12 protein-coding genes are annotated in these 16965 nt (G+C 49.3%); 3 read left to right on the top strand and 9 right to left on the bottom strand.

Annotated features, from left to right (window positions below; genetic code table 11):
* Nucleotides 1–117 precede the first annotated feature (117 nt).
* Together ACW73I_RS17995 and ACW73I_RS17990 are read left to right on the top strand one after the other, a co-directional pair.
* The gene (locus tag ACW73I_RS17995) at nucleotides 118–1704 is read left to right on the top strand and encodes a glycoside hydrolase family 17 protein (RefSeq protein ID WP_458030817.1); all 1587 of its coding nucleotides are present in this window, start codon (nucleotides 118–120) and stop codon (nucleotides 1702–1704) included.
* A 175-nt stretch (nucleotides 1705–1879) separates the two neighbouring features.
* Nucleotides 1880–2566 (top strand): hypothetical protein, encoded by a 687-nt coding sequence (locus ACW73I_RS17990; RefSeq protein ID WP_458030816.1) that lies wholly within the window; start codon nucleotides 1880–1882, stop codon nucleotides 2564–2566.
* A 268-nt stretch (nucleotides 2567–2834) separates the two neighbouring features.
* On the opposite strand, the gene ACW73I_RS17985 is transcribed toward ACW73I_RS17990, so the two are convergent.
* The 5 genes from ACW73I_RS17985 to ACW73I_RS17965 form a co-directional block, all read right to left on the bottom strand.
* Nucleotides 2835–4352 carry a diguanylate cyclase gene (locus tag ACW73I_RS17985; protein ID WP_458030815.1) on the bottom strand — a complete coding sequence of 506 codons (1518 nt, stop codon included), beginning with the start codon at nucleotides 4350–4352 and terminating at the stop codon, nucleotides 2835–2837.
* Between the two features lie 103 nt (nucleotides 4353–4455).
* Nucleotides 4456–5061 carry a thiol:disulfide interchange protein DsbA/DsbL gene (locus tag ACW73I_RS17980; RefSeq protein WP_458030814.1) on the bottom strand — a complete coding sequence of 202 codons (606 nt, stop codon included), beginning with the start codon at nucleotides 5059–5061 and terminating at the stop codon, nucleotides 4456–4458.
* Nucleotides 5061–6230 (bottom strand): c-type cytochrome biogenesis protein CcsB, encoded by a 1170-nt coding sequence (gene ccsB / locus ACW73I_RS17975; protein ID WP_458030813.1) that lies wholly within the window; start codon nucleotides 6228–6230, stop codon nucleotides 5061–5063. Before ccsB ends, ACW73I_RS17980 begins: the two co-directional genes overlap by 1 nt.
* A gap of 93 nt (nucleotides 6231–6323) precedes the next feature.
* The gene (locus ACW73I_RS17970) at nucleotides 6324–8273 is read right to left on the bottom strand and encodes a cytochrome c biogenesis protein ResB (protein ID WP_458030812.1); all 1950 of its coding nucleotides are present in this window, start codon (nucleotides 8271–8273) and stop codon (nucleotides 6324–6326) included.
* An 81-nt stretch (nucleotides 8274–8354) separates the two neighbouring features.
* The gene (locus tag ACW73I_RS17965) at nucleotides 8355–9023 is read right to left on the bottom strand and encodes a c-type cytochrome (RefSeq protein WP_458030811.1); all 669 of its coding nucleotides are present in this window, start codon (nucleotides 9021–9023) and stop codon (nucleotides 8355–8357) included.
* 110 nt (nucleotides 9024–9133) lie between these two features.
* Between ACW73I_RS17965 and yihA the strand changes: the two genes are divergently transcribed.
* Nucleotides 9134–9748, top strand: a complete 615-nt coding sequence (gene yihA / locus ACW73I_RS17960) for a ribosome biogenesis GTP-binding protein YihA/YsxC (protein WP_458030810.1) — start codon at nucleotides 9134–9136, stop codon at nucleotides 9746–9748.
* 28 nt (nucleotides 9749–9776) lie between these two features.
* Here the strand turns inward: yihA and ACW73I_RS17955 are convergent, their stop codons facing one another.
* The 4 genes from ACW73I_RS17955 to ACW73I_RS17940 form a co-directional block, all read right to left on the bottom strand.
* Nucleotides 9777–10664, bottom strand: a complete 888-nt coding sequence (locus ACW73I_RS17955; protein WP_458030809.1) for an MBL fold metallo-hydrolase — start codon at nucleotides 10662–10664, stop codon at nucleotides 9777–9779.
* Nucleotides 10665–10677: 13 nt separating this feature from the next.
* Nucleotides 10678–11520 (bottom strand): HDOD domain-containing protein, encoded by an 843-nt coding sequence (locus ACW73I_RS17950; RefSeq protein WP_458030808.1) that lies wholly within the window; start codon nucleotides 11518–11520, stop codon nucleotides 10678–10680.
* Nucleotides 11521–11537: 17 nt separating this feature from the next.
* Nucleotides 11538–14255: a DNA polymerase I gene (gene polA / locus ACW73I_RS17945; RefSeq protein ID WP_458030807.1), complete on the bottom strand. Its 2718-nt coding sequence runs from the start codon at nucleotides 14253–14255 to the stop codon at nucleotides 11538–11540.
* Nucleotides 14256–14362: 107 nt separating this feature from the next.
* Entirely contained in the window at nucleotides 14363–16774 is a 2412-nt protein-coding gene (locus ACW73I_RS17940) for a mechanosensitive ion channel domain-containing protein (protein WP_458030806.1), read from the bottom strand.
* Nucleotides 16775–16965 lie beyond the last annotated feature (191 nt).

Raw genomic sequence — 16965 nt, 5'->3', positions numbered from 1 at the left:
ATGCGGTTGACTAAAATATTAATTTGTTCATTTTTTCTCCTTTTAGTTCACTTAGGTATCGCCTGGTGGATAAATCAACCGCACAATGTAGGTGTTGACGTACCATCCGGTAAATTGATGAGCTTGTCGTACGCACCTTTTCGTGAAGGTTTTAGTCCTTTAGAGGAAGTGTTTCCGATTCGGGAAGACATCGATGCCGATCTAAGCTTGTTGGCCGACAAGACTCACGGCATCCGCACATATTCAAGTTTAGGCGGCGCTATTGAAGAGACCCCGGCGTTAGCGCGTAAATACGGCATTGGCATGATACAAGGCGCTTGGCTGGGATACGGCTATGAGGACAATAAAAAGGAGATCGATGCATTAATCAAGTCCGCTAATGCCAATCCCGATGTGGTTAAACGGGTTATCGTCGGCAATGAAGTATTATTGCGTGGCGACATGAACGTTAATCGCCTGATCACTTATATCCGGGAAGTCAAACGCGCGGTCAAACAACCCGTATCCTATGCCGATGTTTGGTCGATGTATATGAAACATCCCGAATTAATCAAAGAGGTGGACTTTATTACCATCCATATTTTACCGTACTGGGAAGATGAACCCATTTCAGTAGAACATGCATCAGAACATTTAGAAAATATTGTCGAACAAGTTGACCAAGAAGCTCATACCATAGCACCCGGCAAACCGATTTTGATAGGCGAATCGGGCTGGCCCAGCGCCGGTCGCCAGCGCGGCTGGGCGATACCCAGCGTCGTCAATGAAGCCAGGTACATTCGGGAAATGATTCAAGTCGTCAATCGCCACGGATTCGATTACAACATAGTCGAGGCGTTCAACCAACCGTGGAAAAGCAGTTTGGAAGGTGTTGTTGGTGCCAACTGGGGATTATTTTCGGCTAACCGAAAACCGGTTTTTCCGTTAACCGGCCCTGTCATGAATAATCCTGATTGGCTGATTCATTTTGTTGCATCCACGGCCATATGGCTAACAATTCTGGCAGTTTTCCTGCGAAAACTGAAAGCATTTCCAAGCCCGCGCTTAATCATTTTTTTAGCCTTTGCCCAGATATTCGGCGTTTGCCTGGTAAATATGGCTGAATTTCTTTGGTATACGAGTTATAACTCCCTACAGCGAACTTATTCAATTCTAATAACGGCTGCGAATATATTAATTGGCGTAATGTTACTGCATCGTTACGCGATGATGTTAAGTAACCGGGGGACCGACGAAAAATTGGGAATTTGGCTCCGGAATACCTATTTGGGTTTTATTTTATTGGCGCTGTATAAAACTTACGGCCTCAGTATCAACGGGCGTTATTTGAGCTTTCCGGTTGAACAGTTTGCCCTGCCTGTAATTGGAATCATCGGTTTAATTATTTGTCAACGGATAGGTTTGGGCCATATAAACGGTAAGCTTATTAATTTCGACCGATTATCAGGCGCGAATTCACACAGCCGCCGGGATAGAATAATTGCATATTCTTTATGTATCGCTGTAGTCGGAATGATTATAGGCGAAGCAAGAGCTTTTATGCTTGGTAGAGACCTGATCAATGCCCATCCTAAAACATCCGAACAGCTATCCGTTGCTTTTAGCTATACGTTGCAAAATCAGCAATTGTTGAAATGGATTGGGTGCCTATTAATATTATCATTGCCCTTTTGGAACCAGGCAGAACGAAACACACAAGATTGACACCATTAATAATTTGACACTTTGACGCGCGGCAATTTGTCACATTTTCAAATTCAACTCCTTTGATTAAACTGCGTGCAACTCTTGTATGCGCTCCCTCTCCTAAGGGTAAAGAGTTTTAATATCCTTCCTCAATGCGGCATTATGCCGCATCTTTTTTTGGACGAGGTTGCTTATGGAACGAAACTACATCATAGCCCCACCAAGGTTCGTGCATCCGGACGAGTTGCATTTACGCACCGCTTTTCATGAAGCGGGTCATGCAGCGGCGATACATATACTCAACCGGCAAAAAAAACTTCCTCCCGTATTTTTTGAGATTCGAGTCAAACGACCGACGGAAAACAATCATAATTTCTCTGCCAAGGTCATCGACGGCAATTTAATCCAAAACCTGCCGATTGCGATTATCGAAAGCATGTCCACATTGACCGAAATCGAACAGCATAGCTGTCAACGCGCTTTTGAAGCCGACGTAATTAATCTGTTAGTAGGCCCCTTGTCGGAAGCAAAGTATATAGCGACCCGTGATGGCGAAGTTTTTAATCATAATTTAGTCAATTTGAACGCTTTGAGGCACTACGGGGGTCATAGCGATTTAGAGAAAGCGCAGCATTATCTTGAGCACTATGTCACCTCAAAGATTGAACAGGAACAAAAACTCTTAGAGTTACTTAAACAAGCCTATAAGTTCATCGACGGCTCGAAGCATTGGGAATGCATTGTAAATTTGGCGCATTTCATACTAGAAAGCCAACATGAAGTCATCAGTTGCGATGACGCAATAAACGTGCTTGAACGCAGTCTCACAGCGCCTCAGAATAAGCGCTGGAGTAACGTTATAAGATTTTCAGGCCGGTAAAACTCGAACGATCGCTCCGGTTAGCGCATTCCAATCGGACTCGCGACGGCACACCCGCCACCTTTTGAGCGGAGAATGCCTTAGGTTTGGACAGCATATAATCGTACTTGATTGTCCATAACATTCAGATATTCCAAAACTAAGGACGCGATTAAGCCCGCTTCGTTATGTTTGAACACCGCTAAGCGATAATGAAGCGCGGCGCGCGTCGGCCGGTTAACACGTGACGAAGCGTAGTCATTTTTTGACGTAAAAGTCGATGTACTTTCTATACGATGACGCACTGATTACGCCCTCCCTGCTTAGCTTGGTACATGCCTCTATCGGCGCGCACAAATATCGATTCACTGGTGTCGCCAACCGTATACTGAGTTAAACCGCACGAAACGGTAATCGATATAAGGTCTCCATTTGCCTTAAATCCGCATTTTTCAATAACTTCTCTTAATTTATCGACTACCGATAAAGCTCTATCGACATCGGTTTCCGGTAATAGGGTTACAAATTCTTCACCGCCAAACCGAGCAACAAAATCAGTCTCCCGGCAATATTGGGATAACAGTTTAGCAATAATGATTAACGCCTTATCACCCGACTTGTGGCCGTAGGTATCGTTAATACTCTTGAAGTAATCGATATCCCAGACCGCCACGGATAACGCGGATCCGTAACGCTTGGCACGGGCAATCTCTAATGTTAAGCGCTCTTCTAACGCTTGCCTATTGGGCAATCCGGTCAAAGAATCGCAAGCGGCTTTCTTCTGAGCGGCATCCAACCTAGCTTTTAGTTCACTGGTTTCCGATTCCATTTCCCGAATTTTTTGCATCAAATGTGTTAATTCGCGCTGATTCCTGTCTTTTTCTGCCTGCTCGTTGGCGTTATGTTTTTGAATCTGTTCGCTGATACTCTGAAGCCGGATACTAACCAGTTGCTTTAAAGGCTCCAACTGGGTTGCAGTCGCCGATTTTCTTTGTAAATCGGCCACTTGCTCAGCAACATCCTTATCATGGCTATCGCGTTTTTTCAGCGCGTCTTCGTTCGCATTATTCACCCCGGCGGCTTTCAAGCCTAAGTTCGCCAACTCCTCTGTCAATGTCGACAAAAAATCGGCCATTTCCTGCTGTTCGGCCTGAATATGTTTTTTTATTGTCAGCAATAAGGAAACCACATCGTTAAACACTTCCGGCAGCGCCTGCCCGCTTAATAGCCGAAGTTTTAGCTGCCTAGCGTCCTCAATTAACGATTCAGGCACATCGACGCTGTCTAGTAATCGAATCACCGCCTGAACCACAATCCGGCAATCAGATAACTCAGGGCCTAAGTCGCTTCTTACAGTCGCATCCTCCTCAACTATGCTCATCAAGGCCCGAAACAGGCTTTGCCTGTCACTAAATACCTGCTTGTGGTAGCTTGCCTTAATATTCCTCAGATCTTTCAAACGATCCGGATATCGCTCTTCCAGAAAGTCGAACAATAAAGAACCGACGACCTGTTTATTACTTCGGTGACTTTGATATGAAGTCAACGCATTAGAAAAAGCATCGACCTCTTTGCGTAATCGTTGATTTTGTATATTGGATTTTAATAGATCGCGAATCCGACCGAGGAGAGGACTAAGCGATTCGTCAAGACTCTCGACCAGGCCGGAAAGAATAAGAATAGCTTTGGAAAAAGACTCTTGGCTTTCTTTGCAGTCCCTTTCAAACTGCTCATAACTTTCCAACAATTTGAAATATTTTTCCTTCCAATGTTGCGGACTCCCATCCCTGAATTTCGATAAGCTCATGAAATCTCTGCGCCGTCTCAGAAAAAAGATTATAGATATTTGATTATAGACGACAGGCTAAGCCATTCCGGCAATAAATTGATCATTGCCGGTTTAAAAATGATTATTTTGTCCCGCTTTCATGCCGGATCAAGTCGTTCGTGACTTTAATCATGTTATCTTGCGATTTTGCCGTAGTTGCGGTTACGCGATATTTGCCGTTGACAATGATTGCCGGCACGCCTGTAATACCGTAACGCGGCCCCATGGTTTCCGCTTGACGCAATTTCGCATCCACAAAAAAAGAATTGTAAGCTGCGCGGAAATCCTCATCCTTGACGCCATGCGCCGCAAAAAATTTGGCCAAATCGTCTTCCGAAGTCAGTTTTTGCTGTTTGTTTTGAATAGCATCGAAAAAGTCCGCGTGCACTTTATCACTGACGCCCAAAGCTTCCGCCGTAAAAAACGCCTTGGCGTGTTTAGCCCACAAATCGCTGAATACCGCAGGTTGGCGAATAAACTCGACATTTTCCGGTTTGTTTTTTAGCCAGTCGACCATTGACGGCTCCAAGCTGTAACAGTGCGGACAGCCGTACCAGAAAAATTCGATAACCTCGACTTTATTAGGGTTCTGTACGGGTTGAGGGGGGGTTATAGCTTCATAACCGTCTTCGGCTTTAGCTAAGTTTGAAAAACAAAACAGCGCTATCAATGCGATATTTTTCAACATCAAAGTTCTCCGTATGAATGTAGACCAGATAAAAACATGTTCACGCCTAAAAACGCAAATAACGTAACAAAAAAACCGACAATCGCCCACCAAGCCATTGGCTTGCCGTTCCAACCTTTGGTCAAGCGCATGTGCAGCCATGCGGCGTAATTGAGCCATACAATCAGTGCCCAGGTCTCTTTCGGATCCCAAGACCAGTAGCCGCCCCAAGCTTCGGCCGCCCATAACGCGCCCAGTATGGTTGCCAATGTAAAAAATGCGAAACCCAATGCAATTGCTTTGTACATGAGATCGTCCAACATAGAAAGATCGGGTAAGCGGGCTTGCAATGAACCGCGAGGATTTTTCGTCTGTAAACGATGTTTTACGACAAACACCACACCGATCATCGCCGCCAATGAAAACGCCCCGTACCCGACAAAATTAGCCGGCACGTGTATTTTCATCCAATAACTGTTCAAAGCCGGCACTAAAGGCTGTATGCCTTCCGCGTGACGCTCGAAGGTGTACCACAATAAAAAGCCAACGGCGGCACTAATCACCAGCAGAACAAAGGCGCCTAGGCTGCGAGTCTTATAATGTTGTTCGTAATGCAAGTAAAGCACGGCCGTGATGATGGAAAATAGTATGAAAACCTCGTATAAGTTGCTGACCGGGATATGACCTATATCCGCTCCCATCAAATAAGACTCTCTCCATCTGACCATCAAGCCGGACATGCCCATGACCGTAGCGCTCCAGGTTAGGGTCGATGCCACTTTACCGACGAATTCTCGCCCGGAAAATAAAAATCCGAAATAAGCCACCGTCGCCATGACGTATAAAGCGCTCATCCACATGATGGCCGATTGGCTGGCAAACAGAAATTTCAATAAAAAAGCCGATTCGCCCGGATCGAGATTGTTACCGTATGTCGAAATTGCTACCAAACTAAACGCCGCCACGGTAATACTGAAACGCTGTAAGGCCGGCCAACTCCAACCCGACCAGACAAGTAACGGTGCTGAAATCAGTAAAATCCCGATTTCATAAGCATCCATCAGAGCCCGATATCGGCCAAACGCATAGCCGCTGCCCAGAATCACAAGTATGAACCAAAGCCAATCGTAGCCGGTTCTCGACTGAAAATAGGAAGGCGGTCGATACGGGTTTTGCAGAGTGTTATCCATGTTGATTTTACTGAGCTAATGAGATGCGAAATGATTTGCCGTCTACAACAGCGAAACTATTATCCACGACTCTTATGAGACGCTTAGGTAACATTAAACCGGGTTCCGGCTTAATTCTCGAATGATAAGGTCAAATTCCTTATCGAAATCATAGCGGTTACGCATTGCGCTTCCTGCCAATAACACGGCCGAGCCCGGATCACGCGGTTCAATCAACAACCACATGCGGCGCTGCGGCAAGTAAAACATGCAAAACACGCCCAAAACCAATAATAGACATCCCGGAAACACCAACCATTTCCCAGGGGAACGGGTAATCTGCAGGCCGGTGGCTTCTATCTGTTTAAATCCTTCTAATTCCAAAAATACCGGCGCATCGTAAAAATGGGCTAAGTTAATCGCGGCTGCCGCATCAATAAAAAACTGAGCGTCGAACCCGGACAAACCATGCTCCAGATCCACGCCTTCGTCGCGCAAGACTTGTAAATAGACCTTTTTCAACAAGCGCTGCAGCACAGTGGAATAGACCTCGGCGGCTTCCCGGCGCTTGTCTTCCGCAACGCTTCGATCGATGGTCGCCGATATTTTTTCATAGCCGCCTTCGACAAATTGCTGTGCGAGGCTCAGCATGAACCGGGCGACCGCCTCCCGTTCCTTATCGCCGGATTGCTTGCCGGTTTCGGTCGAAGCGGCCGTTTCCATCGCAATGGGCAGCAGCGTGTCCGGGTTTAGCAAGCCTTGATAAAAACTCATGAAACGACTCAAGCGTTTTTCGCCATCTGCCGGCATATACCAATAAATAAACGGCTCGGAGACTCTGCTGCGCATGCCGCTTAAATAAAACCAACGGCCTTCTTGCAAAATGGGCCGCATGTAAGTCAGGTATTCGTTAGCGCTGCCGTCGGGTCTACGCAATTTATATTGGAAGCTTGGGCCGAGGTTGATAAATTTCTTTTCGCCGCTAAAGTCCGGATTGACGTTGAAAGGCCTAAATTCCGAGACTTCCAGCTGTTGACCGTCGATCCGGGTATATTGCTTGACGGCGGCCTGTAATAACTTTGCTTGTCCGGCGTTCGCTAACGGCCAAGCACTCAGTTTTAGCTCGGAACCGCCATCGCCAAAGCTATTTTGGTAAATCGTGTAACCCTTATAGGTCAAGGGATGATTCACCGAAATTGTCCGGCGCAAAGGCCGGGATGGATCGGTATCGATAATCGCCAAATCGCTTTCGAAGGACTTAGGCTGACCGCTAGGGTAATGTTCGATACGAAAATCCTCGACGCTGATGGTAAACGGCAGTTTTTGCAACAAATAACCGTCTTTGTAATCGATGAAGGCTAAATCCGCCCGGCCGCCTTCAGCGATATCCACATTCGCCCGAAAAGAAACGTTATCCTCGGTCAAGGTGCTAATGTCCGGAATCTCGCTGGCCGGAATGCGTCGGGTTTCTACCGCGATCACACCTCGCCATTCCGCGATTTTCAAAGGTAGATTACCATCGATCAATCCTCCGATGCAGATCAGGATAATCGCCACATGACTAAAGATATAACCCAAGCGGCCGCCGCTGCCTTTTTTGGCGGCAATCAGCAAACCGGCGCGGTCTTCGCGCAATCTGAAGCGATAACGGTATTTGTTCAGCACGGCTGTCATCAGCGCCAAATTATCTTGCTTGTCCAAGCTATTCTTAAATTCGTGCCGATGCGGCAAGCGTAACAGCGCGTTGCGCTGAACGTACTCTCGATAATCATTGACGTCGCGCCATACGCCCGGCAAATGTCGATACACGCAAACGCCGGTCGACACCACCAGAAAACCGAGTATGGTCAAAAACCAGACAGAGCCATACACATTGAACAAACCTAGCGCCTTGAACACCTCGAACCAAAATGGACCGAATTTGAGCGCATAATCGGGATAGGGTTGATTTTGCTGCACTACGGTACCGATCACGGCGGCAACGGCAATAGCGACCAGCAAGGTGATCGCCAGGTTCATCGAACCCAAAAAACGAAGCAAAATGCGTAATGTTGATTGCGGCATGAGAAAGAAAAACCAATCCCCGCCATGCGCGGGGATTAAAGCTCCGGCGGACATACCACCGGTTGAAGATGGCAAATTTGTTTATTTCATCGTAGAAATGTAATAGGAAACCGCTTTGATGTCTTCATCGGTCATTTTAGTCGCGATCATATGCATCATGTTTTCGCGGTTATTACTGCGTTGGCCGTTTTTGAAATCGGTCAAGGTCTTGATCAGATACTCGGCATGTTGCGAATGTAACGACGGATAAGCGGCCGGCTTATTACCTTCGCCATAAGGGCCATGGCACGCGATACATGCAGACACTTCCCGGCTCAAGTTGCCGTTACGGTATAAATCGCCGCCTTGTTCTATCAAATCGTCCAGCTCAGCTTTCTTTTGCTCTTCGGTTTTTTCCGATTCATCGTCGTCGGACAAAACCGGCGCCGGGTTTTTGGAAATTTTTTGCGTGGCGTAATAGGCGGCAATCTCTTCCATGCTTTTTTCATCCAAGCCCATCGCCAGCGGCGCCATCATCGGCGCATTCCGCTCACCGTTTTTGAACGCTTTCAATTGCCTTACTAAATAACCTTCGTGTTGTCCGGCGAGCTTGGGAAAGCTCGGCATTGCGCTATTGCCGTCTTCACCGTGACAACCCGCGCAAGATGCCGCTTTTTCTTTACCCACGCCGGCTTTACCTTGTGCATAAACAAAACCGGCGCTGGAGGCAAGTGCCAAAGAAATGGAAACGATCAGCAGTTTTTTTATCATTATTGGCCCCTGGTTAGGATGGTTATTCGACGCTTTGCGAACTTGCGCAAGCCGCCAGACGTTATAATGGCCGGATTCTAACCGATTTAAACCCCTTAAGCGAGATGGCGATGAACCCAGCGTATCACCAAGCCAAATTTATCAGCAGCGCGCCGCGCTTACAGGACGCCCCCCCCGACCAAGGCATGGAAATCGCTTTTGCCGGCCGTTCCAACGCCGGCAAATCCAGCGCCATCAACACCTTGGTACAACAAAACGCATTGGCCAGAGTCAGTAAAACGCCCGGACGCACTCAATTGCTGAACTTTTTCGAAATCGACCGGCAACGCAAACTGGTCGATTTACCGGGTTACGGTTACGCCAAGGTACCGGAAGCCGTCAAACGGGATTGGCAAAAAATGATGGAAAACTATCTGAAAAACCGCAAAGCCCTGTGCGGCATCGTGCTGGTCATGGACATCCGGCACCCCTTGACCGAATTCGACTGGCAGATGGTCGAATGGTGCGAACATACCCGCTTACCCTTACATATACTGTTGACTAAAGCGGACAAACTCAAATACGGTGCAGCCAAAAACACCTTGCTGAAAGTACAAAGGGAATTAAGCGGAATCGAGATTGTGATAACGCTACAACTATTTTCCGCGCTTAATAAAACCGGTATCGATGATGTCCATCAGATATTGGACGACTGGTTCGGATTTTCGCAAGAAATCGTAAAATGACGCGTGCCGCCTTGCCGCGGCCGACTTCCTACGATAAGGCGTGCTCATCGCCTTCTCTCGCCAGATAGACTTGAAACCCGGCCGGATCGTTCTCGGTTAACACGGCGTGAAAAATCGCCTCCAACTCGTCGTCGCTGCGAGTCGGTTCATGGTGCGTAAAGAATAATTGTCTGACTCCGGCTTGCTTCGCAAGCCCTAACGCGGAACTATAAGTCCCATGCCCCCAACCCATTTTTTTCTGATACTCGATATCGGTATAGGAAGAATCGACGATCAAAGCGTCGACGCCCTCCATTGCCGCCAACACCTCTTTAAACCTATCATCGATAAATTGCTGCGTAGACGCATAATCCGATTCGAACGGCCGATAAGGGTTACGCGGCATCTCGTAATCGCCGGTAAAAAATAAGGAACTGCCATCGATATCGTCCACTCGGTAACCGAAATTTAACACAGGATGACTCAAGACTATGGGCGTGACCATTGCGCATCCTATTTGCACCGGCTTTCCAGGTTTCAGCGTGCAATAATGAATTCCGGCCTTTAATTGCGCTTCGTTAATTGGGAAATAACTATATTGCAGTTGCACGGTCAAAGCCCGTTCTATGCCCAGCTGCGTAACGGGGTCCAAACCGCCGTAGACGTATATCCGGTTATCCGGATTAAACAACGGCAAGAAAAACGGTAAACCTTGAATGTGGTCCCAATGGGTATGGGTAATCAGAATATGCGCTTCGAGCGGATTTTGTTTGAGAAGGGTCTGAGCCAGCGCGTGGATACCGGTGCCGGCATCTAAAATCAATAAATCGTTCGCGGACGTTCGAATTTCGATACAAGTGGTGTTGCCGCCGTATTTAACCGTCTTGGGGCCGGGTGTGGGAATGGAGCCTCGCACGCCCCAAAACTTAAACCTCATCGTTGGTCACATCCTAATCAATAAACGCTAGCGCTTCGGTCTTGATATGGGTTAAATCGCCCGATTCCGTTATCAACTGATCTAAGTCCGCGCCAAAACGCTGCTTCAGCCCGGGCGGAAACGGCCTAACGACCGGATTGCCGGCAAACCCAAATTTCAACTGCTTGCTGATTTGATTAGCCGCAAATAAACAATCGCTTAACAAAGTATGAGAATATTCATGATGATGGTGGTCGATCGCCGCAATCAAGCTATCCGCCAAACCCCAGTGCTCGGCAAGTAATTTCCCGGTTTGGCTATGATCTATGCCCAATATATCGCTTTCGACCTGATTCAATGCGATTGACTGTTCGCTAGCGGTTTTCAGCACGTCCTTATATACGTCCGGAACGAATTCGGCGAACACGATTTTGCCGAAATCATGCAATAAGCCGGCCACGAAATAATCGCTGCCTTGGGCGGGCGGAACTTGCAGGCGCTCCCCTAATAATTTGCACAAGCTCGCGCAAGTCAAAGAATGCAACAAAAAATCTCTGCTATCGAACCCGGCCCGGTTCTGCGGCGGTAACATGCCGATTGCCGCCACCGACAAGGCCATGTTCTTAATGCTATTGATGCCCAAATGCACAACGGCGCGTTGAACCGAACTGATTTTTTCGGCTAAGCCGTAAAACGGCGAATTGGTCACTTTCAGAACCTTTACGGTCATTAACGGATCCGACTCGATAACGTGGACGATTTCCCGATTGTCGGCGTTCAGGTCGGAGGCCAATTGCAGAAGGCGCTGGACGCTGCTGCGAAACGCCGGCATTTTGTCGACAAAAGCGACGAGTTGCTCAATATCAATCGCGGCCACCGGATTTTGCTCCTTAACTAATGCGCTTGGTCCCAGTTAGCGCCCAAGCCGACGTCGACCAGCAACGGCACTTTTAATTCGGCCGCAGCCGACATGATACGGCGTATGCTCTCCACGCTGGTTTCGACTTCCGATTCGGCTACCTCGAATACCAGTTCGTCGTGTACTTGCATGATCATCTTGACGTCGGCGGCGCTATCCGAAATCCAGCGGTCGCAGTCTATCATCGCCCGCTTGATTATATCCGCGGCCGAACCTTGCATAGGCGCGTTGATCGCGGTGCGTTCGGCATATTGGCGTTGCGCCGCGTTGCGCGCATTGATTTCGGGCAAATACAGCCTGCGCCCGAATAGGGTTTCGACAAAGCCCTGCTGCTTGGCTTGCTCGCGAATACGGTCCATATACTGTTTCACGCCGGGGTAACGGCTAAAGTATAGATCAATATATTCTTGTGCCTGATTGCGCGACAAACCCAGCTGTTGCGCCAAACCGAAGGCCGACATGCCGTAGATCAAACCGAAGTTGATCGCCTTGGCCGACCGGCGCAAATCTTGGGTGACTTGCCCGACCTCAACGTCGAATACTTCGGCCGCGGTGGCGCTATGCACATCAACGCCTTCGGAAAACGCCTTGAGCAATCCGGCGTCGCCGGACAAATGCGCCATGATGCGTAACTCGATCTGCGAATAGTCGGCCGCAACGATCTTGTAGCCGGGCGGCGCGATGAAAGACTGTCGAATTTTGCGGCCTTCGTCGCTGCGTATCGGGATATTCTGCAGATTCGGATCGGTCGACGACAAACGCCCCGTCGCCGCCACGGCTTGATGGTAGGAGGTGTGCACACGGCCGGTTTTAGGGTTGATCTGTTGCGGCAGCTTATCGGTGTAAGTCGATTTCAGCTTGCTCATACCGCGGTGCTCCAAAATCAACTTAGGCAGCTCGTATTCCAGTGCCAGTTCCTGCAACACCGACTCGTCGGTAGAGGGTTGACCTTTAGGGGTTTTTTTCAGTACCGGCAATTTCATGCGATCGTACAAGATCTCTTGAATTTGTTTAGGCGAACCCAGATTGAAAGCCGAGCCGGCTACGTCATGCGCCTGCTGCTCGATGCTCATCATGCGGTTCGCCAACTCCAAGCTTTGCTGATCCAGTAAAGCACTGTCGATCAAAACGCCGTTTTCTTCGATGCGCGTCAGCACCTTGATCAATGGAACTTCGATATCGTTGTACAAAGCCCATTGCCGCGGACTTTGCCGCAATTTCTCGGACAGGGTTTGATGCAGACGCCAAGTGATATCGGCGTCCTCGGCCGCGTATTCGGTGGCTTGCTCGACAGCCACTTCGGCAAAGCCGATCTGCTTGGCGCCCTTGCCGGCCACGTCCTCGTAATGAATGGTCTCGACGTCCAGATACTGTTTGGCCAGATCATCCATGTTATGTTTGGTCGCGGTGCTGTTCAATACATAGGATTCCAGCATGGTGTCGTGTCGAATACCCCGTAGCGTAATACCGTGGTTGTTCAATACATGCGCATCGTACTTTAGATTTTGCCCAAGCTTGGCTTTGGCCGGGTCTTCGAGCAGCGGCTTCATCTTATTCAATGCGGCTTGCCGGTCGAGCTGTGCAGGCGCGTCGGGATAATCATGCGCCAGCGGCAAATAAGCCGCCTGTCCGGCTTCGACCGCGAACGACACACCGACGATTTCAGCGTCGCTATAGTTGAGGCTAGTGGTTTCGGTATCGAACGCAAACAGTTCGGATTGCCATAGCTTATTCAGCCAACGGTCGAAATCGGCTTCAGTGAGTATGGTCCGATAATCCTTGGTCTGGGCTTGCTTTATCGCGCCCGATTGTTGTTCGGACTGGGCGCCGCCGTTTCCATTCAGCGCCTTCAACCAACTGCTGAACCCCAGGCTATCCAATTGCTGTTTCAACGAGGCGATATCGGGCTCGGTACGCTTCAAATCATCCAGACCGTAATGCAAGGCTGCATCGCATCTGATCGTGGTCAATTCCCGGGACAGCGGTAATTGCGTCAACGCCTCGCGCAAACTGTCGCCAATTTTGCCCTTGATTTCATCGGCGTGGGCCATCAGGTTATCCAATGTGCCGTACTGATTCAGCCATTTGGCCGCGGTTTTGGGACCGACTTTGGGCACGCCGGGAATGTTATCCACCGCATCGCCCATCAGGGCCAGGTAATCGATAATCTGTTCCGGCTTAACCCCAAATTTTTCCACGACACCGGCGATATCCATCCGGGTGTTGGTCATCGAATTTTCCAGCGTGATGCGTTCGCAGACCAATTGCGCCATGTCCTTGTCGCCGGTCGAAATGACGACCTCGAATCCTTGGGCAGCCGCATTTTGCGCCAAGCTGCCCAATACATCGTCGGCTTCGACGCCTTCCTCTATGATCAACGGCAAGCCCAAGGCTTTGATCAATTCATGCAGCGGCCGAATCTGCACCCGCAGATCGTCCGGCATAGGCGGCCTGTGCGCCTTGTATTGATCGTACATTTCGTGGCGGAAGGTCTTGCCCGGCGCATCGAATACCACCGCGAAATAAGGCGTGCCGTAGTCGTTGATCAACTTCCGCAACATGTTCGAAACGCCGTAGACCGCATTGGTCGGCATGCCGTCGGCATTGGTCAAAGGCGGCAGGGCGTGAAAGGCGCGGAACAGAAACGACGAACCGTCGACCAGGATCAGTTTGTTGGCGTGGGTTTCGGACATGCTTGGGCTAAAGCAAAAAGAAAAATCATAAAGATACAGAGCATATCGAGTCGCCGCAAGCTAAGTTTTAGTCAGCTTGCGGGACCGCCATAGCCGCTGCGTCGCTGTTAAGTGGAAATCGGATTGGATACCAACACCGATTGGGTCGGATAGGCGAACTCGATGCCGGCTTGTTCAAACCGGCGATAGATTTCCAAATTTATGAACTGCTGCGCGTCCATGTAGACGTTGTAGTCGGAACTCAACACGTAATAGACAATCTCGAAATCGAGCGAAAAATCCCCGTACTGAAAAAAATGCGCACGGTCGAAGCGGGTTTGTTCCACGCCTTCGATAATGTCTTTGATGATGCCCGGAATTCGCCGGAGCTGTTCATAAGTGGTTTGATAGACCACGCCTAATTTAAATACGACGCGCCGTTCATGCATGCGTTTAAAATTGCGAATCCGCGTCTCCAACAACTCGCCGTTGGCACAGATGATCTGCTCTCCGGTCAGGCTGCGTAAGCGCGTGGTTTTAATGCCGATATGTTCGACGGTACCTAAAAAGTCGCCCAAGACGACGAAATCCCCGACCATGAACGGTTTGTCGAGTACGATGGACAGGGACGAAAACAAGTCGTTCAGGATCCGTTGCAGGGCCAATGCCACCGCGATACCGCCGATACCGAGACCGGCGACCAGCGCGGTGATGTCGACGCCCAGATTTTGCAATATCAGCAGTGAGGCCAAGGACCACAGCAAAACCTGTCCGGTAAAATTCAAGATCGATAAGGCGCCCAGGCTGGCGCCGTCGCGTTTGGTTTTGCGTACCAGAATACGGAAAATCCAGGCGCGCAAGAATCCACTGAGCCAGATTGCCACTTGTACCGCGATGACGACTTTGATGAATTTACCGAGCGCGGCTTCGGTCGCCGGCGCCATCGTGAGCGGCAGCGATGCGCAATACAGCGCGATCGCCAGGAAAAAAACCAGGTTTGCCCGTTTGACGGTTTTCAGCAGTTCATCCGCGTTGGACAAATGCTGACGTTCGGCAGCCAATTTTAAGGTTCGAATTAAAAACCAACGTAACAGATACAGAAAGCCGAATATTGTGATGGCTAGCGTGAACGCGTAACCCCAAACCAAAATGGGGTCGTGCCGGAATTGCATATGCACTATCAAATCCAACCAGTCGCGCAGGCTGTGCTGTGAATTTCTGACGCTAATATCGTCGATCAGGTGTTGAAGCAGCTTACGATTGCTGTCCAGTTCGGCGTTAAACTGCTCCAAAGTATCTATGGTCTGTTGTATCTGTTCTTGCCGGTGTCTATATCCGACAAGCGCATGGCCCTCGGCGTAAGCCAGCTCGCTATTTACGCTCCCCAAACGGCTGCGCCAGTCGCTGAGCCATAATTTAAGGGTGGCCTGCTCCTGTTGCAGCTGATTGAGATCTTCGCCGGCGGCGGCCCGCCATTGCGGTAAGTTCGTCTGATCCGTTCGTTCGTTGAATATGTCGTAGCGCTTTTGCCAAGTTTCCTTGCGTTGAGCCAATAGGGCTAGTTCGCGTTCGGTCGCTTCGATTTTTGTCTCGACCACATCGAGTTCCAGCCGCCTGACTTCAATATCCGCCGAGGCTTTTTCATCCTCCAACCCGACTTCATCCAAGCGCCGGCGGCTGCGCTCCAACAAGCTTTGCGTCCTAATTTGCTGCCGTTTGAGCTGTTCCAATTCGCGGTTTTTTTGGAACTCGGCGCGATCGATCTCGCTTAACAATTCTTTTAAGACGCTTTCATCGAAATTCGTGTTTTGTCGAAAAATTTTGATTTGCTTTTCGAGCAGTTGCAACAATGCTTCATGGCTCGAATATGCTTTTTCTTCGTTTTGCACCTCAAGCTCACGCAGAACTTTTTGTTGCTCGGCAAACTCTCTTCTTAGCTCGAATAGATCGGCTTTAGCGGCGGAAGTAGGGTGCTTGCCGTTGGCCTTACCGTCTATTTGCTTCAGCGCGCTCTTTGCCTCTTCCAATGCTTGCTTGGCCAAGTCAAACTTGCCTCGCACGACCTTGATGCGAGCCGATTCGACCGCCAGTTGCTCGCGCGCACGATCCAGTTCAAGGAAAGAGAAGGCCTTTTGGCTTTTCGCATCTTCTTCAATTCGAGCAAGCTGCATTCGATCGGCGGTCACTTGCGCATCGAGTTCCTGATACCGCTGCCATTGGCCGATTTGCGCCGTTAATACCGTTAACGTTTGATCGACCAGTTCCAGTTGCTGCTTAAACACATCGGCTTCGCTTTCGTCTGCCTTGGCCAATTGCTCGTTAATTTGCTTGCGGCGCCCTTCGAGTTCGTCCCGGTGCCGCTCTATCGCCTTGATATGTTGTTCCGGCGTTTCGACCGGCGTTTGTTCCTGTGCTTGAGCATTCTTGGCATCCTCAGGCTGAGCCCGGCTTGACGGCGCTAATAAGCAGAGTAGCAGGATCGGCACATAACAGTTACGGCTGCGGAATAAAGAACGGAAAATCGTTAAAACGTTATTCATGATTCGTTTTTCCTCCTATTGAAATTAGGCCGGATCAACACAAAGATTCAATGAATAATAATTTTTGCAGTGAGCCCCGACGATTTAATACGGCATAAGCGATGCCGATTAACAGCCGGAGAGTGTCGGCTTCCGGCGGGAAAGATTGCTAGCCATCCCTGGCTAGCAATCGCGCCTACACCGCCACGTGA

This window comes from Methylomonas sp. MgM2 (genome assembly GCF_054172045.1).
The sequence above is the reverse complement of the archived record's forward strand: the minus strand, read 5'-3'. Positions and strand labels throughout refer to the sequence as shown.